The 26,988-nt window shown below is 59.2% G+C and carries 24 protein-coding genes; 12 read left to right on the top strand and 12 right to left on the bottom strand.

Annotated elements, in window-relative coordinates; all coding sequences use genetic code 11:
• Positions 1 to 12 precede the first annotated feature (12 nt).
• Complete coding sequence (gene metK, locus FBY01_RS04045) at positions 13 to 1,203, bottom strand: methionine adenosyltransferase (RefSeq protein ID WP_010466931.1); 1,191 nt, start codon at positions 1,201 to 1,203, stop codon at positions 13 to 15.
• A gap of 18 nt (positions 1,204 to 1,221) precedes the next feature.
• A complete protein-coding gene (locus tag FBY01_RS04040) occupies positions 1,222 to 2,217 on the bottom strand; it encodes a metalloregulator ArsR/SmtB family transcription factor (RefSeq protein ID WP_010466932.1) in 996 nt (331 codons plus the stop codon).
• Positions 2,218 to 2,490: 273 nt separating this feature from the next.
• On the opposite strand from FBY01_RS04040, the gene tkt reads away from it, so the two are divergent.
• From tkt to FBY01_RS04005, 7 genes are all read left to right on the top strand, one after another.
• Positions 2,491 to 4,488, top strand: a complete 1,998-nt coding sequence (gene tkt, locus FBY01_RS04035) for a transketolase (RefSeq protein ID WP_145306759.1) — start codon at positions 2,491 to 2,493, stop codon at positions 4,486 to 4,488.
• 159 nt (positions 4,489 to 4,647) lie between these two features.
• Entirely contained in the window at positions 4,648 to 5,700 is a 1,053-nt protein-coding gene (epd, locus tag FBY01_RS04030) for an erythrose-4-phosphate dehydrogenase (RefSeq protein WP_010466935.1), read from the top strand.
• A gap of 17 nt (positions 5,701 to 5,717) precedes the next feature.
• Positions 5,718 to 6,881 carry a phosphoglycerate kinase gene (locus tag FBY01_RS04025; protein ID WP_077747250.1) on the top strand — a complete coding sequence of 388 codons (1,164 nt, stop codon included), beginning with the start codon at positions 5,718 to 5,720 and terminating at the stop codon, positions 6,879 to 6,881.
• Between the two features lie 34 nt (positions 6,882 to 6,915).
• The gene (locus FBY01_RS04020) at positions 6,916 to 7,137 is read left to right on the top strand and encodes a hypothetical protein (protein ID WP_010466937.1); all 222 of its coding nucleotides are present in this window, start codon (positions 6,916 to 6,918) and stop codon (positions 7,135 to 7,137) included.
• A 56-nt stretch (positions 7,138 to 7,193) separates the two neighbouring features.
• Positions 7,194 to 7,526: an MliC family protein gene (locus FBY01_RS04015; RefSeq protein ID WP_010466938.1), complete on the top strand. Its 333-nt coding sequence runs from the start codon at positions 7,194 to 7,196 to the stop codon at positions 7,524 to 7,526.
• Positions 7,527 to 7,778: 252 nt separating this feature from the next.
• Positions 7,779 to 8,843, top strand: coding sequence for a class II fructose-bisphosphate aldolase (fba, locus tag FBY01_RS04010; protein ID WP_008081027.1), 1,065 nt, complete (start codon positions 7,779 to 7,781; stop codon positions 8,841 to 8,843).
• 340 nt (positions 8,844 to 9,183) lie between these two features.
• Positions 9,184 to 9,510 (top strand): hypothetical protein, encoded by a 327-nt coding sequence (locus FBY01_RS04005; protein WP_010466945.1) that lies wholly within the window; start codon positions 9,184 to 9,186, stop codon positions 9,508 to 9,510.
• Between the two features lie 95 nt (positions 9,511 to 9,605).
• Here FBY01_RS04005 and FBY01_RS04000 read toward each other — a convergent pair whose 3' ends face one another.
• Complete coding sequence (locus FBY01_RS04000; protein ID WP_145306761.1) at positions 9,606 to 10,328, bottom strand: transposase; 723 nt, start codon at positions 10,326 to 10,328, stop codon at positions 9,606 to 9,608.
• A 293-nt stretch (positions 10,329 to 10,621) separates the two neighbouring features.
• Between FBY01_RS04000 and FBY01_RS03995 the strand changes: the two genes are divergently transcribed.
• Entirely contained in the window at positions 10,622 to 10,867 is a 246-nt protein-coding gene (locus FBY01_RS03995; protein WP_102593721.1) for a hypothetical protein, read from the top strand.
• A 106-nt stretch (positions 10,868 to 10,973) separates the two neighbouring features.
• Here the strand turns inward: FBY01_RS03995 and FBY01_RS03990 are convergent, their stop codons facing one another.
• Both FBY01_RS03990 and FBY01_RS03985 read right to left on the bottom strand, forming a co-directional pair.
• Entirely contained in the window at positions 10,974 to 11,267 is a 294-nt protein-coding gene (locus tag FBY01_RS03990; protein WP_145306763.1) for a fructose-bisphosphate aldolase, read from the bottom strand.
• Between the two features lie 426 nt (positions 11,268 to 11,693).
• Positions 11,694 to 12,362, bottom strand: a complete 669-nt coding sequence (locus FBY01_RS03985) for a polysaccharide lyase family 7 protein (RefSeq protein ID WP_145306765.1) — start codon at positions 12,360 to 12,362, stop codon at positions 11,694 to 11,696.
• A 325-nt stretch (positions 12,363 to 12,687) separates the two neighbouring features.
• Here FBY01_RS03985 and FBY01_RS03980 point away from each other — a divergent pair, with 325 nt between their 5' ends.
• From FBY01_RS03980 to FBY01_RS03970, 3 genes are read left to right on the top strand one after another with little or no spacing between them, the layout of a single operon-like run.
• A complete protein-coding gene (locus tag FBY01_RS03980) occupies positions 12,688 to 14,811 on the top strand; it encodes a bifunctional diguanylate cyclase/phosphodiesterase (RefSeq protein ID WP_077747257.1) in 2,124 nt (707 codons plus the stop codon).
• Between the two features lie 46 nt (positions 14,812 to 14,857).
• Positions 14,858 to 15,349, top strand: a complete 492-nt coding sequence (locus FBY01_RS03975) for a M48 family metallopeptidase (RefSeq protein WP_010466956.1) — start codon at positions 14,858 to 14,860, stop codon at positions 15,347 to 15,349.
• Between the two features lie 13 nt (positions 15,350 to 15,362).
• Positions 15,363 to 15,659: a helix-turn-helix domain-containing protein gene (locus FBY01_RS03970; protein WP_010466964.1), complete on the top strand. Its 297-nt coding sequence runs from the start codon at positions 15,363 to 15,365 to the stop codon at positions 15,657 to 15,659.
• 96 nt (positions 15,660 to 15,755) lie between these two features.
• On the opposite strand, the gene FBY01_RS03960 is transcribed toward FBY01_RS03970, so the two are convergent.
• The gene (locus FBY01_RS03960; protein WP_010466969.1) at positions 15,756 to 16,208 is read right to left on the bottom strand and encodes a GNAT family N-acetyltransferase; all 453 of its coding nucleotides are present in this window, start codon (positions 16,206 to 16,208) and stop codon (positions 15,756 to 15,758) included.
• A 257-nt stretch (positions 16,209 to 16,465) separates the two neighbouring features.
• Here FBY01_RS03960 and FBY01_RS03955 point away from each other — a divergent pair, with 257 nt between their 5' ends.
• Positions 16,466 to 17,203: an ABC transporter substrate-binding protein gene (locus FBY01_RS03955; protein WP_010466971.1), complete on the top strand. Its 738-nt coding sequence runs from the start codon at positions 16,466 to 16,468 to the stop codon at positions 17,201 to 17,203.
• Positions 17,204 to 17,315: 112 nt separating this feature from the next.
• Here FBY01_RS03955 and yccS read toward each other — a convergent pair whose 3' ends face one another.
• From yccS to FBY01_RS03925, 6 genes are all read right to left on the bottom strand, one after another.
• The gene (gene yccS, locus FBY01_RS03950; RefSeq protein WP_145306769.1) at positions 17,316 to 19,499 is read right to left on the bottom strand and encodes a YccS family putative transporter; all 2,184 of its coding nucleotides are present in this window, start codon (positions 19,497 to 19,499) and stop codon (positions 17,316 to 17,318) included.
• Positions 19,500 to 19,668: 169 nt separating this feature from the next.
• A complete protein-coding gene (locus FBY01_RS03945; RefSeq protein WP_010466977.1) occupies positions 19,669 to 20,847 on the bottom strand; it encodes an NAD(P)/FAD-dependent oxidoreductase in 1,179 nt (392 codons plus the stop codon).
• Positions 20,848 to 21,007: 160 nt separating this feature from the next.
• A complete protein-coding gene (gene dbpA / locus FBY01_RS03940) occupies positions 21,008 to 22,345 on the bottom strand; it encodes an ATP-dependent RNA helicase DbpA (RefSeq protein WP_229801809.1) in 1,338 nt (445 codons plus the stop codon).
• Between the two features lie 156 nt (positions 22,346 to 22,501).
• On the bottom strand, positions 22,502 to 23,929 hold the full coding sequence (mdtD, locus tag FBY01_RS03935) for a multidrug transporter subunit MdtD (RefSeq protein ID WP_010466979.1): 1,428 nt from the start codon (positions 23,927 to 23,929) through the stop codon (positions 22,502 to 22,504).
• A gap of 140 nt (positions 23,930 to 24,069) precedes the next feature.
• Complete coding sequence (locus FBY01_RS03930) at positions 24,070 to 25,407, bottom strand: TldD/PmbA family protein (RefSeq protein ID WP_102593728.1); 1,338 nt, start codon at positions 25,405 to 25,407, stop codon at positions 24,070 to 24,072.
• Positions 25,407 to 26,849, bottom strand: a complete 1,443-nt coding sequence (locus FBY01_RS03925; RefSeq protein ID WP_145306771.1) for a TldD/PmbA family protein — start codon at positions 26,847 to 26,849, stop codon at positions 25,407 to 25,409. Before FBY01_RS03925 ends, FBY01_RS03930 begins: the two co-directional genes overlap by 1 nt.
• Between the last annotated feature and the right edge of the window lie 139 nt (positions 26,850 to 26,988).

The following is a 26,988-nucleotide window of genomic DNA, read 5'->3' as shown; positions in this document are numbered from 1 at the left end:
GCCAGGAAAGTCTTACAGGCCGGCTGCAGTACGCAGGTCGTCGGCGCGGTCGGTCTTTTCCCAGGTGAACGTGGTGAAGGTGTCTTCGCCCACAGTCTTGGTTGCCGGGGTGCGACCGAAGTGGCCGTACGCAGCGGTTTCCTGGTACATCGGGTGCAGCAGGTCGAGCATGGTGGTGATCGCGTATGGACGCAGGTCGAAGATTTCGCGAACCAGTTTGACGATCTTGTCGTCGCTGATCTTGCCGGTGCCGAAGGTGTTCAACGAGATCGAAGTCGGCTGGGCAACACCGATCGCGTAGGAAACCTGAATCTCGCAACGCTCGGCCAGGCCGGCCGCAACGATGTTCTTGGCCACGTAACGACCGGCGTAGGCTGCCGAACGGTCAACCTTCGATGGATCCTTGCCGGAGAACGCGCCGCCGCCGTGACGGGCCATGCCGCCGTAGCTGTCGACGATGATTTTGCGACCGGTCAGGCCGCAGTCACCCACCGGGCCGCCAATGATGAACTGGCCAGTCGGGTTGATGTGGAACTGGGTGTCTTTGGTCAGCAGTTCGGCAGGCAACACATGCTTGACGATCAGCTCCATCACGCCTTCGCGCAGGTCTTTGTACGACACTTCAGGGTTGTGCTGGGTCGACAGTACAACGGCGTCGATACCGACGACCTTGCCGCCTTCGTAACGGCAAGTCACTTGCGACTTGGCGTCCGGGCGCAGCCAAGGCAGCAGGCCGGATTTACGGGCTTCGGCCTGGCGCTGCACAAGCTGGTGCGAGAAGGTGATCGGTGCTGGCATCAGCACGTCGGTTTCGTTGCTGGCGTAGCCGAACATCAGGCCCTGGTCGCCAGCGCCCTGATCTTCAGGCTTGGCGCGGTCGACACCCTGGTTGATGTCAGGGGACTGCTTGCCGATGATGTTCATCACGCCGCAAGTGGCACCGTCGAAGCCGACATCGGAGCTGTTGTAGCCGATGTCCAGAATGACGTTACGCACGATCTCTTCCAGGTCGACCCAGGCCGACGTGGTGACTTCACCTGCGATGATTGCCACGCCGGTTTTAACCAGGGTTTCGCACGCTACGCGGGCGAACTTGTCTTCAGCAATGATGGCGTCCAGCACCGCATCGGAAATCTGGTCGGCGATTTTGTCCGGGTGCCCTTCGGACACGGACTCGGAGGTGAAGAGGGAGTATTCGCTCATCTCGATTTTTTCCTGAATTTACCGATGGTGAGTGTCGCCAGCCGGTCGCTGAAAATGGCGGACCTGGATCTGGAAACCATTACGTAAGCCTACATAGAGGCTTTCCCCGGGAACGAGTCCCGCAGCGGTGGCCCAACGGGCCAAATCGTCCTGTTCAAACCCCAACCACAGATCACCGCAGGCCTCCCTGGCCCAACTCTGGTTGTGGCTACATAACTCTGTCACGAGCAGGCTACCGCCCGGTTGCAGCAAGTCGGCCATGTGCTTGAGCGCTTCGGCCGGCGCGGCGAAATGGTGCAGCACCATGTTCAGTACAACGCAATCGGCCTTGAGGCTCACGCCATTCAATGCATCGGCCAGTTGCAGGCTGACGTTAGCCAGCGTTTCACGTTCGCAGACCTGGCGCGCCAGTTCGAGCATCGCCGGGCTGTTGTCCAGCGCCGTGACCTCGGTGAAGCGGCGCGCCAGTTCCGGCAAAAATTCACCGTCGCCGGGGCCGACTTCAATGGCCGTCGCTCCGTCTCTGAAACTCAGCTTGTCGAGCAGCGCCACCACGCTTTCGCGGTATTGCGGCAGGCCGGCGATCAAGTCTTGCTGGGCACGAAACTTCTCCGCCACCCGTGAGAAAAAGTCCTGGCTGGCCGCCGCTCGTTGTCCATGGACCTGAGCGATCCGCGACTGCACATCGGCGGGCAACGTCAGGTTGTCCACTTCTTCGAGCAAGGCGGCGTGCAGCTTGCCGCCCAGCAGGTCGGTGTGGGGCAGGGCGCGACGGTAGAAAATCGCGTTGCCTTCACGGCGAGTCGCCACCAGGTCGGCTTGGGCCAGGACCTTGAGGTGGTGGCTCATGCCGGACTGACCGATACCGAAGATCTGCGCCAGTTCCAGTACGCCAAACGAATCGTTGGCCAGCGCACGCAATACATTCAGCCGCAGAGGATCACCGCCGGCCTTGCACAGGGCCGCCAGCTCATCGCAATCGTCATGTTGAATGGAAGGCACGCGTAAATTCATAAGGCCAGCAGTCTAGTGACGCTCAGAAATCACCGCAAGGGCAATATCAAAAAGTTTTGATATTGGTCGATAGATGGCACTTCCAGACGTTAGGTTCAGTCAACAAACGAACTGCAGAAAGGTTTCATCAGTCGAAACCGCTGTTAACAATTGGAAAAACGCCTCCAGATGACTATCTGTCATTGCCCCGAGGCGGGTGGGTGAGGGAAAATGCTCGCCTTTTTTCCGTTTCGTTTTATTCACTCTCGATACAGAACCCGCAGGAGAACAGCGATGCCCAGCCGTCGTGAGCGTGCCAACGCCATTCGTGCCCTCAGCATGGATGCCGTGCAAAAAGCCAACAGCGGCCATCCCGGTGCCCCGATGGGTATGGCGGATATCGCCGAAGTACTTTGGCGTGACTACCTGAAGCACAACCCGAGCAATCCATCGTTCGCCGACCGTGACCGCTTCGTGCTGTCCAACGGTCACGGCTCGATGTTGATCTACTCGCTGCTGCACCTGACCGGCTACGACCTGTCGATCGATGACCTGAAAAATTTCCGCCAACTGCACAGCCGCACCCCGGGTCACCCGGAATTCGGCTACACCCCGGGCGTTGAAACCACCACCGGTCCTCTGGGCCAAGGCCTGGCCAACGCCGTCGGTTTCGCCCTGGCTGAAAAAGTCCTGGCGGCGCAGTTCAACCGTCCTGGCCACAATGTTGTCGATCACCACACCTACGTTTTCCTGGGTGATGGTTGCATGATGGAAGGCATTTCCCACGAAGTTGGCTCCCTGGCCGGTACATTGGGCCTGGGCAAGCTGATCGCTTTCTACGACGACAACGGCATCTCCATCGATGGCGAAGTCGAAGGCTGGTTCACCGACGACACGCCTAAGCGTTTCGAAGCCTACAACTGGCAGGTGATCCGCAACGTCGACGGTCATGATCCGGAAGAGATCAAGACCGCGATCGAAACCGCGCGTAAAAGCGATCAGCCAACCCTGATCTGCTGCAAGACCACCATCGGTTTCGGTTCGCCGAACAAACAAGGTAAAGAAGACTGCCACGGCGCCCCATTGGGTGACGCGGAAATCGCCTTGACCCGTGCCGCGCTGAAATGGAGCCACGGTCCGTTCGAAATCCCGGCTGACATCTATGCCGAGTGGGACGCCAAGGAAGCTGGCCGCGCGGCCGAAGCCGAGTGGGATCAGCGTTTCGCTGCCTACTCTGCGGCTTTCCCTGAGCTGGCCAACGAACTGGTCCGTCGCCTGGGCGGCGATCTGCCAGAAGACTTCGCGGAAAAAGCCTCGGCTTACATCGCTGAAGTTGCGGCCAAGGGCGAGACCATCGCCAGCCGTAAAGCCAGCCAGAACGCACTGAATGCCTACGGCCCGCTGTTGCCTGAACTGCTCGGCGGCTCCGCTGACCTGGCCGGTTCCAACCTGACCCTGTGGAAAGGTTGCAAAGGTGTTTCGGCTGAAGACGCCAGCGGTAACTACATGTACTACGGCGTTCGCGAATTCGGCATGAGCGCGATCATGAACGGCGTGGCCCTGCACGGCGGTCTGGTGCCTTACGGCGCCACCTTCCTGATGTTCATGGAATACGCCCGCAACGCCGTGCGCATGGCTTCGCTGATGAAGAAGCGCGTGGTGTTCGTCTACACCCACGACTCCATCGGCCTGGGCGAAGACGGCCCGACTCACCAGCCGATCGAGCAACTGACCAGCCTGCGCAGCACACCGAACCTCGACACCTGGCGTCCAGCCGATGCCGTTGAATCGGCCGTTTGCTGGAAACAGGCCATCGAGCGCAAGGACGGCCCTTCGGCGCTGATCTTCTCGCGTCAGAACCTGCAGCATCAGGAACGCAGCGCGCTGCAGATCGCTGATATCGCCCGTGGCGGTTACGTGTTGAAGGACTGTGCAGGCGAGCCTGAGCTGATCCTGATCTCCACCGGTTCGGAAGTCGGTCTGGCGGTTCAGGCTTACGACAAGCTGACCGAGCAAGGTCGCAAGGTGCGTGTTGTTTCGATGCCGTGCACCAGCGTGTTCGATGCCCAGGACGCCGGCTACAAGCAAGCGGTTCTGCCGTTGCAAGTCAGCGCCCGAATCGCCATCGAAGCCGCGCACGCGGACTACTGGTACAAGTACGTGGGCCTGGAAGGCCGCGTGATCGGCATGACCACCTACGGCGAGTCGGCGCCTGCGCCTGCCTTGTTCGAAGAGTTCGGCTTTACCCTGGAAAACATCCTGGGTCAGGCTGAAGAGCTGCTGGAAGACTGATCCAGAAGTAGCGTTATCGGGGCTGAAGTCTTCGCGGGCAAGCCTCGCTCCTACAAGGGGTCGCGTTGTTTTCAAGACAACTGAAGACCTGTAGGAGCGGGCTTGCCCGCGAAGGCGGCAGTCCTGGCAACCTCATTCCCAAGCGTCATCGAGAACCCCATGCCTCAACCGCGTCCTTACAAAGTTGCACTCAACGGCTACGGCCGGATTGGTCGTTGCGTCTTGCGTGCGTTGTTTGAGCGAGGCTCGGCGGCCGGGTTTGAAATTGTTGCGATCAACGATCTGGCTGACATGGCCAGCATCGAATACCTGACACGCTTCGACTCCACTCACGGGCGCTTTCCCGGCGAAGTGCGAGTAGAGGGCGATTGTCTGCATATTAATGGTGACTGCGTGAAAGTCCTGCGCAGTGCCACCCCCGAAGGCATCGATTGGGCGTCCCTGGGCGTCGATCTGGTGCTGGAGTGCTCCGGCGCTTACCACACGCGTGCCGATGGCCAGCGTTTCCTCGACGCCGGCGCACCCCGCGTACTGTTTTCCCAGCCGATGGCCAGTGAGGCGGATGTCGACGCCACCATCGTCTACGGCGTAAACCAGGATTGCCTGACCGGCGATGAGCTGCTGGTGTCCAACGCGTCCTGCACCACCAACTGCGGCGTTCCGCTGTTGCGCCTGCTGGATCAGGCCATTGGTCTGGAATACGTGTCGATCACCACCATTCACTCGGCAATGAACGATCAGCCGGTCATCGACGCCTATCATCACGAAGACCTGCGCCGCACGCGTTCGGCGTTCCAGTCGGTGATTCCGGTGTCCACTGGTCTGGCACGTGGCATCGAACGCCTGCTGCCGGAACTTGCCGGGCGAATTCAGGCCAAAGCCGTGCGGGTGCCGACGGTTAACGTGTCTTGCCTCGACATAACGATGCAGACCGTCAGCGACACAGACGCCACCGAGGTCAACCGGATTCTGCGCGAGGCTGCCACCAGCGGCCCGCTCAAAGGCCTTCTGGCCTACACCGAGCTTCCCCATGCAAGCTGTGATTTCAACCATGACCCACATTCGGCCATCGTCGATGCCAGTCAGACCCGAGTTTCCGGCCCACGGCTGGTGAACATCCTGGCCTGGTTCGACAACGAATGGGGTTTTGCCAACCGAATGCTGGACGTTGCAGAACACTATCTGCAAACAGCTATTTCCAAAAAACAGTAACCCAGGAATTGCGACCCATGACCGTGTTGAAGATGACCGACCTCGATCTGCAAGGTAAGCGCGTACTGATCCGCGAAGACCTCAACGTCCCAGTCAAGGACGGTGTTGTCACCAGCGATGCGCGAATCCTGGCTTCGCTGCCGACCATCAAGCTGGCCCTGGAAAAAGGCGCGGCCGTGATGGTCTGCTCGCACCTTGGTCGTCCGACCGAAGGCGAATTCTCAGCCGAGAACAGCCTCAAGCCAGTCGCTGACTACCTGAGCAAGGCCCTGGGCCGCGAAGTGCCGCTGGTCGCCGATTACCTGGGCGGCGTTGACGTGAAAGCGGGCGACATCGTGCTGTTCGAAAACGTGCGCTTCAACAAAGGCGAGAAAAAGAACGCTGACGAACTGGCCCAGCAATACGCCGCCCTGTGCGATGTGTTCGTGATGGACGCCTTCGGCACCGCTCACCGCGCCGAGGGTTCGACCCACGGCGTAGCCAAGTTCGCCAAAGTCGCGGCCGCTGGCCCTCTGCTGGCTGCTGAGCTGGACGCACTGGGCAAAGCCCTTGGCGCCCCGGCCCAGCCGATGGCTGCCATCGTTGCCGGTTCCAAGGTCTCGACCAAACTCGACGTCCTGAACAGCCTGAGCCAGATCTGCAACCAGCTGATTGTCGGCGGCGGTATCGCCAACACCTTCCTGGCCGCTGCCGGTCACCCGGTCGGCAAGTCGCTGTACGAGCCGGACCTGCTGGACACCGCTCGCGCCATCGCCGCCAAGGTCAGCGTGCCGCTGCCGGTCGATGTCGTGGTGGCCAAGGAATTCGCTGAAAGCGCGACCGCCACCGTCAAGCTGATTGCTGACGTAGCCGCCGACGACATGATCCTGGACATCGGCCCGCAGACCGCGGCGAATTTCGCCGAGCTGCTGAAGTCGTCCAAGACCATCCTGTGGAACGGCCCGGTGGGCGTGTTCGAATTTGACCAGTTCGGTAACGGCACCAAAGTGCTGGCCCAGGCCATCGCAGAAAGCTCGGCATTCTCCATCGCTGGCGGCGGCGACACCCTGGCTGCCATCGATAAATATGGCGTTGCCGACCAGATCTCCTACATTTCTACCGGCGGCGGCGCGTTCCTCGAGTTCGTGGAAGGCAAGGTCTTGCCTGCCGTTGAAGTCCTGGAAAGCCGGGCCAAGGGCTGAGGTCATTCATTTGGCCACGCAAAGGAGTGTTCTCATGGTCAAGCCATTAGCGCTGTTGATCGCCGCGGGTATGCTGGTGGCTTGCGGGAGTAACCCGAAAGCCAAGCCGGAACCTGCGCCGCAGTCAGTGGAAAAAGGTTGCTACCAGGCCGACTGGCAAGCGGAAACCAACCCGGTGATCAACAAGCGTTCCGGGCCTGATGGCCTGGAGAAATACGAGACCCAGACCCCGGCCAAGGAACATGGTTGCCCTTGACGGGTCAGACACTTTACTCAGGGCTGGCGGCGTGCGCCATCAGTCGAGGAACATGGATGAAAGGTTTTATCGCCGTTACGGCGTTGGCATTGCTGGCCGGTTGCTCGAATTTCAACCTGTTCAAGCCTGCCGAATCGACGGACAACTGGACCACCTGGACCTGCGACAGCCAGGCCAAAGTGCTCTGGCGCTACACCGACGACAGCCGCAAGGAAGTCGACGCGCGCCTCGGCGGGGCCGATCAGGTCTACCGCTTGAAGCTTGAACCGGGCGCCGAAGGTTCGCTGTACAGCAACGACATGCTGGCGTTTCACGTAAAAGGTGAGGAAGGCCTGGTGTACTGGGTCGCCACCAATGATTTGATTGGCCGCGGTTGTAAAGCGCAGTAATTGAAGGCCTGTGAGAAACCTGTAGGAGCGAAGCTTGCTCGCGAAGACGTCATCACATTCAACACATGGGGTGCCAGTTAAACTGCTTTCGCGAGCAAGCTTCGCTCCTACGGGAATTCGATGGCTTGTAGAGATTCAGGCAACACCGAATTCGCAGCCCGGGCCAACCCCCGATCTGCAATAACTTGAATAGCCGCCGCCGCTCCGGCAGGCTGGCACGATTAACGACCCAAACCGGGAGAGACACACACAATGGCACTTATCAGCATGCGCCAGATGCTGGACCACGCAGCCGAGTTCGGCTACGGCGTTCCAGCCTTCAACGTCAACAACCTTGAGCAGATGCGCGCCATCATGGAAGCCGCTGACAAGACTGACTCCCCGGTGATCGTCCAGGCCTCGGCCGGTGCTCGCAAATACGCCGGCGCACCGTTCCTGCGTCACCTGATCCTGGCCGCCATCGAAGAATTCCCGCACATCCCGGTGTGCATGCACCAGGACCACGGCACCAGCCCTGACGTCTGCCAGCGCTCCATCCAGCTGGGCTTCAGCTCGGTCATGATGGACGGTTCCCTGGGCGAAGACGGCAAAACCCCGACCGACTACGACTACAACGTCCGTGTCACCCAACAAACCGTGGCCATGGCTCACGCCTGCGGCGTCTCGGTAGAAGGCGAGCTGGGCTGCCTGGGTTCGCTGGAAACCGGCATGGCCGGTGAAGAAGACGGCATCGGCGCTGAAGGCGTTCTGGATCACAGCCAGATGCTGACCGACCCGGAAGAAGCCGCTGACTTCGTCAAGCGCACCCAGGTCGACGCCCTGGCCATCGCCATCGGCACCAGCCACGGCGCGTACAAATTCACCAAGCCACCTACCGGCGACGTGCTGGCCATCGACCGCATCAAAGAGATCCACAAGCGCATCCCGAACACCCACTTGGTGATGCACGGTTCTTCTTCGGTTCCGCAAGAGTGGCTGGCGATCATCAACCAGTACGGCGGCGACATCAAAGAAACCTACGGCGTGCCGGTTGAAGAGATCGTTGAAGGCATCAAGCACGGCGTGCGTAAGGTCAATATCGATACTGACCTGCGTCTGGCTTCGACCGGTGCGATGCGTCGGTTGATGGCGACCAACCCGAGCGAGTTCGATCCGCGCAAGTTCTTCGGCGCGACTGTGACTGCCATGCGTGATGTGTGTATCGCTCGTTACGAAGCATTCGGTACCGCTGGCAACGCTTCGAAGATCAAGCCGATCTCGCTGGAAGCGATGTACCAGCGTTATTTGAAGGGTGAGTTGAACGCTAAGGTTAACTAAGTTTTTAGCGTTTGAGTCGCATAAGAAACCCGCCGAGAGGCGGGTTTTTTGCTTGTAAGGAAGTCGTAGTTGATTCGATTTTTCTGTCTCGATAATGTTTATCTTGTACGACCTTGATTTTTGGAATAGTTCCTAAGTGGTCGCGTTGTCTTGGTATTGTTGCGATAGCATGTGTTTCGCGCTTTTTGTTATTTCGAAATTGTATAAATAACTGTAATTTGTTACAGGTGATCCGCAAGTTATTTTGACATATCGTTCATATGCCGTATCCAAGGGGCAAGCGATGTGAATGAACTCATTTCGCTAGCTCTGTTGATTTGCAATTATGGAGATTAATATAATGTTGAATGGAGCATATGAAGGCGGAGATGGTGACAGCAAAGCTATTCTGAAGATCACAGACTCAGATGCTAGTCGCGATATTATAAATGGCGGAACATATGAGTATGCGGGGAAGGTCTATGATGTAAGGGGTAATTTTTATTATATGAGTCAGCCCAATACAAAGGTTGTTATTAATCTGGTATTGGCATCTCGTGACGACTCTCCGAGTTATGAGATGAAATTAATGTCGCCTGATAAAACTTATTCACTGCTGCAAGGTACTGTTTCGTATTTTGGCGGCGGTGCCACGGTGTTTAGTGCAAGTCTTGGAAAGACAGCATAAATGAAGATCTGAAAAAAAGGGGGCGGATCTATTTGACCGTCCCTTTGTTTGCTCTCTGAAAGTCGTTTTCTTTAACTTAAAGGGGACAGATTTATTTAGTAATCGTCCCCGGCGTTCTTCTGTTCGAGTCGTTTTGCAGGTCTGCCTTGAACTCGATGTGAGATTCGCAAACCGGTGATTTTTTCAATCTCATCTGTGAATCGGGGATTGCCCGTCAGCTGTCCGCGCTGAAGGGCGCCTCTGATCAACTGCAACTCTGTGGAAGGAATCGTTTGTTCCATAAATGAGGTATAGCGGGCAAGGCGCTCGGCGTGAGTGTTGCCCGGTTCGGTAAAGCAAAGATCTTCATCAAGCCAATGATTTCCGGCTGCTTCGTTGAGGCGAAGGTGCAGACTCGACCAAGGGTAATCCTGTGCACGCTGTACCATTTGCGCTCGCACCGGATTTAGCTCGATGTATCGACTACAAGCCAGCAAATAGGTGTCGGTCTGAACCACGCTGGATTTGTATCGGCTCTCCCACAAGGTTCCGGAGCGTCCTTCCAGCTTGTTGCGATAGCGCGTCATGCGGCCTGCCAGGCCTTTCATCAATTGTCCGAGACTCGCAACGGAGTTACCTGGTGCGAGTAGTAGATGGACATGATTGGTCATCAAGCAGAAGGCATAGACTTTAACGTCGTATAGCGTTTTGAGCTCTCGCAGATCTTCGAGGTAGCGCTGGAAGTCGCCTGGCTCGGCGAACACGACCTGCCTATTGTGGCCTCGTTGCACGACATGATGCGGATAATTGGGTAAAACAACTCGTCCCATTCTGGGCATATAGCCTCCTACGTCCTTGTAGTGATGGGTGAAGCATAGCAGCAAATAATCGATTAAATAAATCTGTCCCCTTTGTTTGCTTCGAGTTGTCGCTTGCTTTTTAGTTAACTCCGTTATCGCAAAAATGTATAAAAAACTGTCATTTATTACAGGTGATTTAATGCTGGCTGCCGCCTATTGTTTAATGCGTAACCGAGAGAAAAGGAAGGGAAGTGTTAAATAAATCTGCCCCCTTTCTTTGAAACATAAGGCTGGTCGGTTTCTTTTTACTATTATTGAAGGAGAGCAGGGTCATGGAAAATAGTAAATTTGGCGGGAGTAATACTCAACTTTCTATTCCGGCTCGATTGAGTTTGCTGAATGGCGGGGAGCGGATTGATGTAACTCTGAAAGATGGCACCACATTGTCAGGTCTTTTTGTTTCGTATGAAGATAATAAGCTGAAGTTGACGTTGGTTGGCACTGGTCATGATAAAGAGATCTTAGGAGGAACTATAAAGGACCTGCGTGTTCCGCAGATAACAGCAAAAGCAAGATGAAAGTCAGGGCGCGCTGCGGGTCGGCTGTGAGTATTTCGGTCCGCCATGATTTTTATCTTGATTTAAGTAAAAACCCGCAGTGGTGCGGGTTTTTATTGCCTGATTTTTACTGCTGCTTAGGTGTATCAAATCCGCGCTGTTCAATGACCCCAAAAACGTCGGCGACGTCCTGAACCATGATCCGGGCAATGTTGGTGACGGTGTTGATGTTGTTCTCGGCGTAGTCCGGCAGGCTGGTGCACGCCATCAGATTCAAATATTTGAGGACGGCGTTGAGGCGTTCGCTGACGCAGTTGTGGAGTTCGCGTAATGGGGCGTCGTTGTCGATGAGCAGCACGGGGTAGTCGGGTTCGCAGACCGAGGATACGAGGAACCCGGCAGACCCGAAGGTCTCCCACACAAAGCCACCATAACAAAGGAGGGCGAGCGTTTACGTGCCCCTTTTTTCGAGGCGCTAGGTTACTACACGTATCGTCAGGGCTGCGAAACCCTATCGCTAACAATGTCAGCGACAGGCCAACTTTAGAAGACAGCGATTCGGGTAGCCGCAACCGGGCTGTAGGACGTGTATGCGGTCATTGTGGCAAGGGCACTCGTTCCCATTCGGCGACGCGGGCGCCGTGAATCGGTGGCGTGGTGTGTCTGTGGGAATCAGGTGGCAGGATTTGGGGCTACTTCGTAGCCCAGCGGGAGCAAGCTCCCTCGCCACAGTCAGAGGCGTCCTACGCGTTTTTCGGACGATGTAGCAGCTGTCGAGATTGAGAGGACTTCATCCTCGAACGCAGCCTCGCGTTGCTCGACAACTGCTACAGGGGCAGAGGTGTTCTTACTTATCGTGATCAATATCCAACTTGCTGAACGTCACTTTCCCGCCCTCGCTGGTGTACCCGGTGTGGTCCTGCACATAGACCCCGGCCTTGAAATACAGCGGCTTGTCGCGCCAGGTCTTGCTGATGTCGGTGTCCCACTGATACCCCGCCGCACTGATGCCCAGCGCGCCGCCCGGGCTCAGGTGGATGAGGTAGGAGAACTCCCGGTCAAGTTTCACCCCGGTGGCGATGGTGATGATCCGGCCTTCGTCGTCATCCGGGCGCATGCGCACCTTGGCGACGATGTTGCCCGATTGCGTGCTGGTCTTGTACTGATACTCGAGCTTCACCATGGGTTTCTGGCTTTCATAGGCGTGGATCTGGCCGATGACGATTTTGCCCGTGCTCGGTACCTGGTTGACTGCGAGGGTGGCGCGCAGGGAGTTGTCGGCGTCCGGGTAGAGCCAGTTTTTCAGGGTGCCGTTGCTGTAGGTTTCGCGCAGTTCGGTGCGGGGGTATTTTGCATTTGCGGTTTTGGAGCCGGTGACCGGGGACCAGAAAAACAGGGTGCCGGTGTCGGAGTGGAAGTATTGATCCTTGAAGCCGTTCACCAGTTTGGGGGTGTCAACGGTGTACGGCGGACTGCCGACAGGAACACTAAGGTTCCAGGTTGCGAGATCGATCATAGTCAAAAGCTTCCACGATTTTTTTTGCTGCACGCCCGTGCCAGAAGCTCTGGCGCGCGCCTTGGGGGCCATCCTTATAAGCGTAGAAGTTCAATTTGTTAATGCGAAAATGACAGATGGATGGCGTCAAAATCCTGTCAAAAGGCCATCTTCCCCGGTTTCAGGGGGCTGTAGAAGCGACCGTTAGTCGGCAAATGTACGTGATGGTTAAATGATGGCGCACTGGCAGCTTCTGCTTTTGCGGATCCCGGTCTAGAGTGAAGGCTCAGTATTTGGCCGGTTTTCACGAGAGACTGGCCTGACGCCCCGAAATAAGAGAAGCAGCATGGAATGCGCGCACCCCACGCCAGCTGAAGGCAGCTCGATCCTTTTAATCGTCGATGATTACCCTGAAAACCTGATCAGCTTGCGCGCGTTGCTCCAGCGCCAGGATTGGCAGGTCATTACCGCAGCTTCCGGTTTCGAAGCGCTCAGTCTGCTGCTCGAACACGATGTCGACCTGGTGCTGCTGGATGTGCAGATGCCGGGCATGGATGGTTTTGAAGTGGCGCGCCTGATGCGCGGCAGTCAGCGAACCCGTCTCACACCGATTATTTTCCTGACCGCTAACGAACAGTCCCAGGACGCCGTGATCAAGGGCTATGCCAGTGGTGCGGTGGATTACCTGTTCAAGCCGTTCGACCCGCAAATTCTCAAGCCCAAAGTTCAGGCGTTGCTCGAGCATCAACGCAATCGCCGTGCCTTGCAGCGCCTGAGCCACGATCTGGAGGTCGCTCGCGCGTTTAATGCCTCGGTGCTGGACAACGCCGCCGAAGGCATCCTGGTGGTGGGTGAGGACGGTGTGATCCGCTTTGCCAACCCGGCGATGTCCCGGTTGCTCAATGCCACGGTGCAAGACCTGCAAGGCAAAGAGTTTCTGGATTTCCTGCAAAAGCCGCACATCCCGGTCTGGGCGGACTCTGACTTTTATACCGGTTACCGGCGCGGCGAAACCCTGCGCCTGCACGACGCGTTGCTGCGAACGGCGCCCGGCCAGCAAGTGCCGGTGGCGCTGTCTTGTGCGCCATTGCCTAGCGAACAACATGCGATGGTGGTGACGGTGCTGGATATGTCGGTGGTGCGCCATCTGCATCAGCAACTGGAATTCCAGGCGGTGACGGATCCGCTGACCGGGCTGCTCAATCGTCGCGGTTTCTACCAGACGGTGGAGAATCTGCTGTTGCGCGGTGAACGGTCCGACAGCGCCTGGGTACTGCTGTACCTGGATCTCGACGGCTTCAAGCGCGTCAACGATTCCCTCGGACACGATGCCGGCGACCGGGTGCTGCGCTGGGTGTCCGAGCAATTGAAAGCCTGTCTGCGGCCCTTTGACATTCTGGCGCGCATGGGCGGCGATGAGTTCACGGCGCTGCTGGATCTGGAGTTCCCGGAGCAAGCGGCGAAGATCGCCGAGAAGCTCATTGAGCGGGTGTCGATCTGTCAGCAGATTGATGGTCTGGATATCGCCTTGGGCGCCAGCATCGGCATCGCCACGTACCCGGATTGCGGTTCGAACCTCGACGGCTTGCTGCGTGCGTCGGACATTGCCATGTACGAAGCCAAACGGGCCGGCCGTCAGCAATACCGTTTCTACGATCACGACATGAATGGCCGGGCGCGCTCGCGGCTGATGCTCGAAGATAGCGTGCGCACCGCCATTGAGAACCGTGATTTCAACCTCGTGTATCAGCCGCAGGTGGCGATAGACAGCGGGCAGATTCGTGGTTTCGAAGCGCTGCTGCGTTGGCAGCACCCGAGCGTCGGTGACGTGCCGCCGGGGCTGTTTTTGCCGTTGCTGGAAGAGGCGCGGCTGATCAGTCGTCTGGGCAGCTGGATTTACCATCGCGGGGCCGGCCAGCGCAAAGCGTGGGAAACCTTGTTTGCCGAAGACCTGGTGCTGGGCGTCAGTTTGAGCAGCACCCAGTTCGGCATGCCCAACCTGGTCACTGAATTGCGCCAGGTGCTGGAGCGTCACGGCTTGCAGCCGCGTTATCTGGAAGTCGAAGTGACGGAAGAAGCGTTGATGCAAAACCCCGAAGAAACCCGCAAGACCCTGCGCTTGCTGCGCAATCTTGGAGTGCGGGTGGCGCTGGATGACTTCGGCTCCGGACCGTGCTCGCTGGCGCATCTGCGCGATCTGGAACTGGACACGCTCAAGTTTGACCGGCATTTGATCGCCCGATTGCCGGCGTCAGAACGGGATGCGGCGCTGGTGCGCAATGTGATCGACCTGTGCAAGCAATACGGGATGCTGGTGATTGCCGAAGGGGTGGAAACCATCGCGCAATATGAATGGCTGCAAGCCAACGGCTGCCAGTACGTGCAAGGTTTTCTGGTGGGGCGGCCGATGATGGCCGAGGATGCCGGCGACTTTGTGACGCCGTTTGACTGGAGCGCGCTGATCCGCTGAATTCGCTACACTGGCGACCTTTTCGTGATTCGTGTTGCCGACCCTGATGACCGCGTTGAAATACCTCCAGGCCTATCCCGCTGCGTTGCAGGACCAGGTGCGCCAGCTGATCACCGAAGGTCGGCTGGGCGACTACCTGAGCAAGCGCTACCCGGAAAAACACGCGGTGCAGAGCGACAAGGCGCTGTACACCTTCGCGCTGGACCTCAAGCAGGAATACCTGCGCAACGCGCCGGCCATCGACAAGGTGCTGTTCGACAACCGCCTCGACCTGACCCATCGCGCCCTTGGCCTGCACACGACAATCTCGCGGGTGCAGGGCGGCAAGCTCAAGTCCAAGAAGGAAATCCGGGTGGCCTCGTTGTTCAAGGAAGCACCCTCCGAGTTTCTGAAAATGATCGTCGTGCATGAGCTGGCGCACTTTAAAGAGTCGGATCACAACAAGGCGTTCTACAAGCTCTGCGAACACATGTTGCCGGGGTATCACCAGGTGGAATTTGATCTGCGGGTGTACCTGACGTGGCGGGATATGCAGTAAAGGGAGTGTTTGAATGGATGTAAGCAAGACCAAGAGCAGCTTTTATCGCCGGTTGTACGTGGCCTACCTGATCGACAGCGGGTTGGCCAGCAGCGTCCCGGCGCTGACCGAAGCAACCGGCATGCCCCGGCGCACGGCGCAGGACACAATTGCCGCATTGGCGGACCTGGACATCATTTGCGAGTTCGAGCAGGAAGAGGGCGCGCGCAACCATGCGGGGCGCTATCGGATTCGCGAGTGGGGGGCGATTGATCGGGGGTGGATCGAGCGGAATCTGCGGCAGATTAAAGCGGTGCTGGAATACCCGTGATTTGTGGCGTTGCCAATGACGCCTTCGCGGGCAAGCCTCGCTCCTGCAGGTGCGGTGAAATCCCTGCAGGAGCGAGGCTTGCCCGCGAAGAGCCCCTCAGGGGCGACGCATCCCGATATGCGGAATGTCATCCTCCAGAAACTCCTCACCCGACACCACAAACCCGTACCGCCCGTAATACCCCTGCAAATGCGCTTGGGCCGAAAGATAGATCGGCACCTCAGGCCAGCGTTTCGCGGCCTGCTTCAACGCCTGGGCCATCAACTCGTGCCCCAGCCCGGTGCCACGGGCGCCAGGCGCGATAATCACCCGCCCGATCACCACGTCGCCGCCCTGCGTTTCCGGGTCGAGCAAGCGCAGATAGGCCACCAGCCGATCCCCATCCCACGCCATCAAATGGCAGGTGTCCCCTTCCAGATCCTGGCCATCGACATCCTGATAAGCGCATTTCTGTTCGACGACGAACACTTCTGCGCGCAACTGGAGAATGGCGTACAGCTGCTCTTTCCCCAGATCGCTGTGGTGTTTGCAGACCCAATCGATTGTCATCTTCACTTTCCTTGAGCAACGTCCTTCGGATACTAAGCGTCCCGGCGAGATATGTCTTTATGACGGAGCAATCTGTGACGAAGGCCAAAATGCCATCATTCATTTCTCGCGGCACTGTCTTCTTTGTGTAATCTGCGATTGAGCGCAGTGCAGTGGCTTCAATGAGCTAATGTTGAGTACTTGGGTGCTGATACATGTGTCTTGGAGTTTTGGCAGAAAAATGCGTCGGGCAGCCCGCCCGCTAAGGATTTTCTAGCATGCCGCGATTGCATCGAGCGTTTGCTTTGATCGTTCTGCTGTTGCTGACACAGAGCGCGGCAGCGGAGAAGCTGCGTCTGGTCGCCGACGCCTGGCCACCGTTTACCGACGCCACGCTGGTCAACGGTGGCTTGGCCACTGACATTGTCAGCACTGCGCTGGCACGGGCCGGTTACGCCAGTGATTTCGAGCAGGTGCCCTGGGCGCGAGCGTTGCTCGGCGTCGGTGAAGGCCGTTACGACGTGCTGGTCAACGCCTGGTACACCGACGAGCGCACCAAGCTGGGCCAATTTTCCGGCGAATACCTGCTCAACCGCGTGCGTTTTCTCAAGCGCAAAGACGCGCCCATCGAATACAACAACTTGCAGCAATTGCACACTTACCCGATTGCAGTGGTGCGCGGTTATGCCTATTCACCGGAATTCGATGAGGACGTGTCGTTGCAGAAAGTCCCCGTGCATAACTTCGCCATGGCCGTGCGCATGGTCGCGGCAGACCGGGTCAAGTTGACGCTGGAAGACGAATACGTCGCCCGTTATTACCTGGCTCGGGAATCATCCAAGGTGCGCAATGCCGTGGAGTTCCTGCCCAAGGCATTGAGCGAGAACAGCTTGCACATATTGGTCAGCCTGAAAAATCCGCAGCATGAACAGATCGTCGCCGGTTTCGATCGCGAGATTGCGGAGATGAAGGCTGATGGCAGTTATGAGCGGTTGATGAAGCAGCATGGGATGTAAGCTTCGGTGTGGCTGATGGCCCTATTGCGAGCAGGCTCGCTCCCACAGGATTTGCACCGAATCTGTGGGAGCGAGCCTGCTCGCGATGGGCCCCGGCCTGTCACTACAGATCTCAGGCTTCACTGGTGTCCTTGATCAGATGCGCCGCCAACGTCCGCAACGGCCCCAACTGCCGGCAGATCAACGCCAACTGCGTCTGTACCAGCCGCTGCCCTTCATCGATCTCGTCCGGCATTTGCTCCAACTCATTGGCCAGCGCCTCTTCGGCATCGCTCTGAATCGCAATTGGCTGTTTGCTCGCCAACCCTTGGGCGATCTCGTCGATGCTGGCCGCCAGGCTCACGCCCGCGCCGTCGATCAAATGCTCGCGAACATCCGCCGGTAACTGGGTTTCACGGTGCGCACCCAATCCCGACAAGTAGCTGAGCAACGTGTGCGACAGCACCAGGAAGCGAAACCCGACATCCGCTTCCTTACGGAAATGCCCTGGCTCCATGAGCATGTTGGCCAGTGTCGTCGACAATGCCGCATCAGCGTTGTGCGCATTGCGTCGGGCCAGGCGATAGGCCAGGTCGTCGCTTTTGCCGGCGGCGTATTGCTGCATGATCTGGCGCAGGTAAATGCTGTTGCAGGTCAGGGTATTGGCCAGCACTTTGTTCAGGCGTCGGCCCTGCCAGTCCGGCAGGAACAGGAACACCGCGAGCCCGGCGATCAAGCTGCCGAGCAAGGTGTCGAACAGCCGCGGCAGGAACAGCCCGTAACCATCACCGACCTGATTGAAGCAGAACAGCACCATCAACGTAATCGCGGCGGTTGCCAACGTGTAGCGCGTGGTGCGGTTGATAAAGAACACCACTCCGGCTGCGATCGCGAAGCACGACTGGACCAGCGGATTGGGGAACAGATCGAACAGCGCCCAGGCCACCGTCAGGCCAATCGCGGTGCCGATGATCCGTTGGCCCAGTTTGCGTCGAGTGGCGCCGTAGTTTGGCTGGCAGACAAACAGCGTGGTGAGGATGATCCAGTAACCTTGCGAGGGGTGAATCAAGTGCACCATGCCGTAGCCGATGCTCAAGGCCAGGGGCAGGCGCAGTGCATGGCGGAACAGCAGCGAGGTCGGCGTCAGCTGCGTGCGCAAGCGAATCCATACATCCTTGAGGTTGCGCGGCGAGCGGTCGAGCAGGCTGCTGTCGGTGGCGTCGGCCAGGGCGTCGGGGTTGCTGGCATCGCTGAGCAAACGGTCGAGGGTGCCGAGGTTGGCGGCCAATGCCCGCAAAGAGCGCAACAGACCGCGCCAGGCCGGGTTGCTCTGGATGCGCAGGTGTTCGATGGAGGCGTGCAGGTCGCTCAACGCTTCGGCGAAGCTGGCGTCATAGATGAACGGCTGGCGCATCTGGATCGATTCCGCCAGCGCCCGGCAGGCTTTGCCTTGCTGGCGTAGCAGACGCTGGCAACGGAACAGCACGTCGCTGTGAAAGAACGCCTCGGCCAGCGCGTTGTAAGGGTAGTGCGAAGAACTGGCGCGCTCGTGGATGTCCTGAGCGAGGAAGTACAGCTTGAGGTAGCGGCTGACTTTCGAACCCGGTCGTCCATTGCCGACCCGGTGCAGGATAATTTCCTTGGCAGCGTTGAGTGCCGCGACAACTCGACCGTTTTGCTGCGCCAGTTCCAGTCGGCGTGCTTCCACGTCCATCTGCCGAATCGGCTCGAACAGCGACGATTTCAGCTTCAAGTAAAAACCCAGTTCACGGAACAACCGAGCCAGGCTCTGCTGCGCCGGCTGGTTGGAAAACATCGCCTGCCACAGCACCGAGAGCAAGCCGTACCAAGCGGCGCCGGCCACCAGCAGCACCGGTTCGTGCCAGAAATCGGTGACCGCGCCGCCGCGCTGATCCACGCCGATCATGGTGTAGACCGATAGAATCAACGTCGCCGAGGCAATCGCGCCATAGCGTTCGCCGAGGGCGCCGAGCATGGTCAGGCCGAAACTGGCGAGGGCCAGGGCGATGACAAAAACGATGGGGTAGGGGAACAGCAATTCGACGGAGAGGGCGGCGACGCTGAAGCACACCAGCGTCACGGCCAGCGCGTTGAGGCGGCCCTGCCAACTGTCGTCGGTCTCGGCCAGGGCGCTGGCGATGATCCCCAGGAACAACGGGATCAGCAGCCCCATTTCATCCTGATACCAACAGACGGCCATGCTGCCGGTCAGGGCGATGAACACCCGCACGCTGTAGCTGAATTTATCCAGCGCCCAGAGACGGCGCAGCGACTGACGAAATGAGGTCGATGACATGAAGTGCGAAGGCCTTCCGAGGCAATGCCGCTAAATTGAGCCAGTAATGACGCCGACGCAATGGCGCCGATCACATCTGACAGCAAAATCTGTTCCTTGATTGTTCAGTGTTGTCTGTTCGGACGCCTTCGCGATCCGACTTGCCCGCGAAGAACGATGACGCGGTATATCAGACGTACTGCGCAGCGGCATAACCCGAGGCCCAGGCCCATTGGAAGTTGAAGCCGCCCAGGTGTCCGGTGACGTCGAGCACTTCACCGATGAAATACAGGCCAGGGCTTTTCAGCGATTCCATGGTCTTGGATGACACTTCATGAGTGTCGACACCGCCCAAAGTCACTTCCGCAGTGCGATAGCCCTCGGTGCCGGCAGGAACCACTTTCCAGCTCGCCAGTTTTTCGGCGATGTCGGCGATTTCCGCGTGGGTGTATTGCTTCATCGGTTTGGAGACGAACCAGTTGTCCGCCAGCAAGTTGGCCATCTTCTTGGTGAAGATTTCACCGAGAAGGGTTTTCAGTTCGCTGTTCGGGCGTTCGGCTTGCTGCTGTTGCAGCCAGCTCGGCACGTCGTGGTCCGGCATCAAGTTGATCTCGACCGTGTCGCCGGATTCCCAGAACGAGGAAATCTGCAAAATCGCCGGGCCACTGAGGCCGCGATGGGTGAACAGGATGTTCTCGCGAAAGCTCTGGTCGTTGCAGCTCACCAGGCAATCCACCGATGTGCCGGACAGCTCGGTGCACAGTTCCTTGAGCTGATCGGTGATGGTGAACGGCACCAGGCCGGCACGGGTCGGAAGCAGTTCGTGACCGAACTGCTTGGCGACCTGATAACCGAAACCGGTGGCGCCCAGGGTCGGAATCGACAGACCACCCGTGGCGATGACCAGGGATTCACAGGTCAGTTGACCGAGCGTCGTGTCCAGCAAGTAACCGCTTTCGAGCTTCTCGATGGTCTGGATCGAGGTGTCCAGGTGCAGGCTGACGCCGACCTGATCGCATTCGGTGAGCAGCATCTCAAGGATGTCGCTGGATTTGTTATCGCAGAACAGTTGGCCGAGTTTCTTCTCGTGATACGGCACGCCGTGCTTGGCGACCATACCGATGAAATCCCACTGGGTGTAGCGCGCCAATGCGGATTTGCAGAAGTGTTCGTTTTGCGAGAGGAAATTGCCCGGTTCGGTGTACATGTTGGTGAAATTGCAGCGGCCACCGCCCGACATCAGGATTTTCTTGCCGGCCTTGTTCGCATGGTCGAGCAACATCACCTTGCGCCCACGCCCGGCGGCGGTCAGCGCACACATCAACCCTGCGGCGCCAGCGCCAATGATCACGACTTCGGTAGAGCGCAAAACGGTGTCCTCACACAGGAGCTTATATTGATCGTTCCCACGCTCTGCGTGGGAATGCCGCCATGGACGCTCTGCGTCCGCTCTGTGACGCGGAGCGTCACGGGATGCATTCCCACGCGGAGCGTGGGAACGATCAGGCAGGGGGGGAGTTGCGGCGTTCTTAGAGGATACGAACGCGCAACGAACGGCCTTTGATCTTGCCGTCGTTCAGACGCTGCAAGGCTTGCTTGGCGATCCCGCGTTCAACAGCCACATATGCCTGGAAGTCGAAAATCGCGATCTTGCCGACCTGAGCGCCCGGAATACCGGCATCGCCCGTCAGTGCACCCAGAATGTCGCCCGGACGCACTTTGTCTTTACGGCCTGCGCCGATGACCAGCGTGCTCATCACTGGCAGCAGCGGTGCGCCGCCCTGGGATTTGAGGTTGTCCAGCTGATCCCAGCTCAACGGCGACTTCTGCAGGAGCTCGATGGCCTGGGCGCGGTGCGCTTCGGACGGCGCGACCAGGCTGATCGCAATGCCTTTCTCGCCAGCACGACCGGTACGGCCGACACGGTGAATGTGGATTTCCGAGTCACGGGCCAGCTCGACGTTGATCACCATGTCCAGCGCATCGATGTCCAGGCCACGAGCGGCAACGTCGGTGGCGACCAGTACCGAAGTACTGCGGTTGGCGAACATGGCCAGCACCTGGTCACGGTCACGCTGTTCCAGATCGCCGTGCAGGCCGACGGCGGAAATGCCTTTGGAGGTCAGGTGATCGACGGTTTCCTGAACCTGCTGCTTGGTGAAGCAGAAGGCGACGCAGGACGCCGGACGGTGATGCGCGAGGACTTTGACCACCGCGTCCATGCGCTCTTCCGGGGAGATTTCGTAGAAACGCTGCTCAATCTGCGTGTCGTCGTGGAACGCTTCGGCCTTCACGATCTGCGGGTTACGCATGAATTTCGCCGCCAATTGCTTGATGCCCGTCGGATAGGTGGCGGAGAACAGCAGGGTCTGGCGACGTTCAGGGCTCTGGGCGATGATTTCTTCGATGGAATCGTAGAAACCCATGTCGAGCATGCGGTCGGCTTCATCGAGGATCAGCGTGTTCAGGCCATGGAGAATCAGCGAACCCTTGCGCAGGTGCTGCTGAATCCGACCAGGAGTGCCGACGATGATGTGCGCACCGTGCTCCAGCGAGCCGATCTGTGGGCCGAAAGCCACGCCGCCGCACAGGGTCAGGACCTTGATGTTGTCTTCGGCGCGGGCCAGGCGACGGATTTCCTTGGCGACCTGGTCGGCCAACTCGCGAGTCGGGCAGATGACCAGCGCCTGGCAACCGAAGAAGCGCGGATTGATCGGGTTCAGCAGGCCGACACCGAAGGCGGCGGTCTTGCCGCTACCGGTCTTGGCCTGGGCGATCAGGTCCATCCCCTTGAGGATCACCGGCAAGCTTTGCGCCTGGATCGGCGTCATCTCGGCATAACCCAAAGAGTCGAGGTTAGCCAGCATGGCGGCGGATAGCGGCAAAGTATTAAAAGCGGTGGCAATGGTGGTCACGGGACTGGCCTGCAAAACAAAATGTCGCGCAGTGTATCAGTCCCATGGCCATTCGCCCGTAGTTTCCAGACGAGAAGTCGCCGAGCGCAGGCACTTATCGTCTGGAAACTAAGGCTCTATGTGTTCTTCCGGGCTTCTGACGCGCCGTCCGTCTTCCTTTGAGAGCTGGGAGAAGATCGTCGCGGCCAGCATCGCCATGATTCCGACCGTCACAAACGTCAGCTGGAACGCACCCAGCACCGTGTCCACGCCATCGTTACCGATCTCTGCGGTAAAGCCGCCGAGCAACGCGCCGGCACAGGCAACGCCAAGGCTCAGGGACAATTGCGCGACCACCGACAGCAGGCTGTTGCCGCTGCTGGCGCTGGCGTCGTCGAGGTCGATCAGGGTCACGGTGTTCATGGCGGTGAACTGCAAGGAGTTGATCGCGCCGAGAATCGCCAGCATCCCCAGCAGCAGCCAGTACGGCGTCTGCTCGCTGACCAGGCCCATGCTCGCCAGCATCAGCCCCAGCGCCAGGGTGTTGCCGGTGAGCACGATGCGATAGCCCAGGCGCTCAATCAGCGGACGCGCCACCGATTTGGCGACCATCGCCGCAGCGGCCAGCGGCAACATGCTCATCCCGGCTTGTGACGGCGAATAACCCAGCGCCACTTGCAGCAACAACGGCACGAGGAACGGCAGGGCGCCGCTGCCCAGGCGGGCGAACAGGTTGCCGAGGATGCCCACGGCAAACGTCCGGGTCTTGAACAGCGACGGCGCGAACAGCGGATTATCGATGTGCCCGGCGCGCAGCCAATACGCCGCCAGACACGCCATGCCGCCGAACAGCAGCAACATCACCCGCAAGTGCGGCAGGTGCAGTTCACCGAGGCCTTCCATGGCGATGGTGATCAGAATCATCGCCGCGCCGAACAGCAAAAAGCCCAGGCTGTCGAAGCGCGTGCGTTCAGTGCCGCGCAGGTCGGGAATGAACTTCCACACGGCGTAGCAGCCGATGGCGCCCACCGGCAGGTTGATCAGGAAGATCCAGTGCCAGGTCAGGTATTCGACCATCCAGCCGCCCATGGTCGGGCCGATCAACGGGCCGAGCAGGCCGGGAATGGTGATGAAGCCCATGATCCGCACCAGCTCCGAGCGCGGATAGGCGCGCAGCACCACCAGCCGCCCGACCGGCAGCATCAACGCACCGCCCAGGCCTTGTATCACTCGGGCACCGATCAGCATGCTCAGGGTGCTCGACAAGGCGCAGAGCAATGAGCCGAGGCTGAACAGCAGGATTGCGCCGAAGAAGATTTTCTTGGTGCCGAAGCGGTCGGCGATCCAGCCTGAGGCAGGAATCAGCAGCGCGACGGTGAGCATGTAGGCAATGATCACGCCCTGCATGCGCAGCGGATCTTCGGCCAGATCCCGGGCCATGGCAGGCAGGGCGGTGTTGAGGATGGTCCCGTCGAGGGACTGCATGAAGAAGGCGATGGCGACGACCCACGGCACCCAGCGGGCGGTGACAGCGTCGAGAGGCGGGCGGTTGGGCATGGGACCTCGTGTGAGTCGGAGTTAATGATCGTTCCCACGCTCCGCGTGGGAATGCAGCCCGGGACGGTCCGCGTCCCTGCCGAAGCGGACGCGGAGCGTCCATTGAGGCATTCCCACGCAGAGCGTGGGCACGATCGGTGTCAGAGGGTCAAGGTCAGCTTGCTGATCAGCGCCCCCGGCAACAACGCCGAGGCTGTGGCCCGCTGGCTGTAGGTGCTGGCCGACAACATAAGCTCACGCTCCTCGGTCAACGCTTCCAGTTGGGAACCAAGCAGACTGTAAGCACTGTCATCAAAGCGCATGGTGCTCACCGGCGCCTGAATCTCGCCGTTCTCGACCCAGAACGTCGCGAATCGCGTCATGCCGGTCAGGCGTGCCGCCGGTTGGTCCGAGTAGTTCAGGTACCAGAGGTTGCTGATGTACAGACCGGTGCCCAGTTGCTTGAGAATCTCTGCATCGGGCAGCGTACCGGCGGCCATGTTCACAGCACTCGGCATTTCACCGCCGCTGGCGCCATTGGCGGTCAGGCCGTATTCGGCGGCACTGCGTGAACTGACCATCTGCGCGCCCGCCTTGCCTTCGACGATCAAGCCAAGATCGCTGCGCGGATAACCTTCGCCCGAGAACGCCGGGCTCAACGAACCGCTGACCTTTTCATCAACCGACACCAACGGGCTGAACGCACTGTCGCCCGCATACAGCTTCTGCAACGGGCTGCTTTTGGTGGCAATCGACTGTGCCGAGAAACCGCCCCAGCCCAGCATGTCCATTATTTCTCCCAGGGCTGCCGGTGCCAGATAGGCGCGGTACTGACCGGGCGCCAGGGTGCGTTGCGGTCTGCCGAGGAATGCCAACTGCTCACGCGCCTGCGCAAAGCGCTTGGCAAAACCCTCGCTGTTCCAGTCGTGCCCGGCGTAACTGGCTTTCACCGCTTGGCCGTTTTCATGGACCAGACTGAAATCAAAGTTGAAGCTGTTGGCCTGATGCCAGCCAAGCGCCCCCGAAGAACTGGCGAAACCACGACTGATCGGGCCGGCGGCGTAGAAGCCGACCAGATCCAGCCCCTCGGCGGCCTGGGTGATTTCGGCCACGACCTGCTCGGTGTCCGGCAGCGGATGCTCCTGCACGTTCTTGCTCTGCCAACCGTTGTGGTTGAGCAGCAGGTAGGGATCCTGCGGCAGCAGCGGCAAGGTTTCGCGCAACTGTTGCAGACCTTCGGCCAGGCGCTGAAGGTCGACTTCCTGATCGCCGGCCAGCGTGATGTTGAGGTCAGCATGCCGACCCTCGTTGATCAGCTTGAAACCGACGCTCGCCTGCTGCACCTGGCCGGCCTGACGCACCTTGGCGTGGTTGAAGCGCACGAAGGCCGAGGATTCGGCGGCGTAACTTAGAGTGAACTGTTCCGGCTCGCGAATCGCATCACGCAGCCAATTGACCAAGGCCTTGAACGCATCGGCCTGACTTTTTGAAGTACTCATCAGGCATCCCCCCCAAACACATCAACGTTGCTGAACACACAGGCCGGCGAGGCATGGCCGACGCGGATCACCTGGTTCGGTTCGCCCTTGCCGCAGTTCGGCGTGCCCAGGACCTTGACGGAGTTGGCATCGCCAACGGCGCTGAGGTTTTTCCAGAACTGCGCGGAAATCGCCCGGTAGTTCGGGTTCTTGACCACGCCTTTGAGTTCGCCGTTTTCGATCAGTTGGCCCCATTCACAGCCGAACTGGAATTTGTTGCGGGCATCGTCGATGGACCAGGACCGGTTGGTGCTCATCAAGATGCCGTGCTCGATGTTGCCGATCATTTGCTCCAGCGGTTGATCGCCGGCCTCGATGTTCAGGTTGGCCATGCGATCGATCGGCGGACGGTTCCAGCTGCAGGCGCGGCTGTTGGCCACGCCATCCATGCCCGCGCGAAACTGCGACAGCGCGCCGCCCAATGGGCGCAGCAGCAAGCCTTCTTTAATCAGGAATTGTTTGCTGGCAGCAGTGCCGTCGTCGTCATGGCCATAGCTGGCGAGCTGTTCGGGAATCTCCGGGTCGAAGGTCACGTTCAGCAGTTTCGAGCCGTACTGCAGGCTGCCGAAGTCTTCTGCCTTGACGAAACTGGTGCCGGCGTAATTGCGCTCGTCACCGAGGATGCGGTCCAGTTCCAATGGGTGGCCAATCGATTCGTGGATTTGCAGCATCATCTGGTCCGGCATCAGCAGCAGGTCACGCGGGCCTTTCGGGGTGTTAGGCGCCAGCAGCAATTGCAGCGACTGATCGGCGATTTTCGGACCGGCACCGACCAGGCCGCAGCGGCTGATCACATCAAAACCGCCCTGTTGACCGAAGTTCTCGCGGCCCAGGGTTCGGGTCTGGCTGTCGTTGCCGTCGTAGGCCGTGACTTCCAGGCTCGGGTAGACGAACCGCTGGGCCTGGCGCAGTTCGGCACCGGCGTTGCTGAGGTAGATCTGTTCGACATGGGTGATGCCGATGCTCACTTCCCAGTTCACCAGTCGCTCGTCCTTGGGTACGGATGCGGATTCGGCGCCGAGCAGTTGGTAGCAATCGCTCAGGGAAGGGAAGGGCTGGTCGAGGTTCGGCGAAAAGTAGTCGGCGCGGTCGCTGGAGACCACCTGTGCGCTCAGGTCGAGCAGGGCGTGGGGCTTGAGTCGGCGCGCTTGTTGCTCGGCCTTCTCCAGTGCGGCTTGCAGGCCTTGTTGCGACAGGTCGTTGGTCGCGGCGTAGGCTTCGACGCCGTTGACACGCACGGTCAGCATCGCGCCTTCGTCACGGCTCAGGCTCGGAGGTTCGGCGACATTCTTGCGCACCGACAGGTACTGGCCGGACTCGCGTACATAACGCAGCGAAAAGAATTCAGCGCCCGTGCGCAAGGCAGCGAAGCGCTGCTTGAGCTGGGGGTGGAAATCGAACATTCGGGAACCTCCTTGGTCTGGAGTGGCGGTGCAGCGGTGTTGCGAAGGGGGGGTGAAACGTTTGCGTGGCGCTAGATTAGGCCTGGGCGGGGGGTAGGATCAAGGGTGGAGCGGTGTAGGAAGGGATTACCGGTATGTG

The sequence above is a fragment of the Pseudomonas sp. SJZ077 genome (assembly GCF_007993905.1).
GTDB lineage: Bacteria > Pseudomonadota > Gammaproteobacteria > Pseudomonadales > Pseudomonadaceae > Aquipseudomonas > Aquipseudomonas mandelii.
Note: the sequence above shows the minus strand (reverse complement) of the source record. Positions and strands in the feature narration are given on the sequence as shown.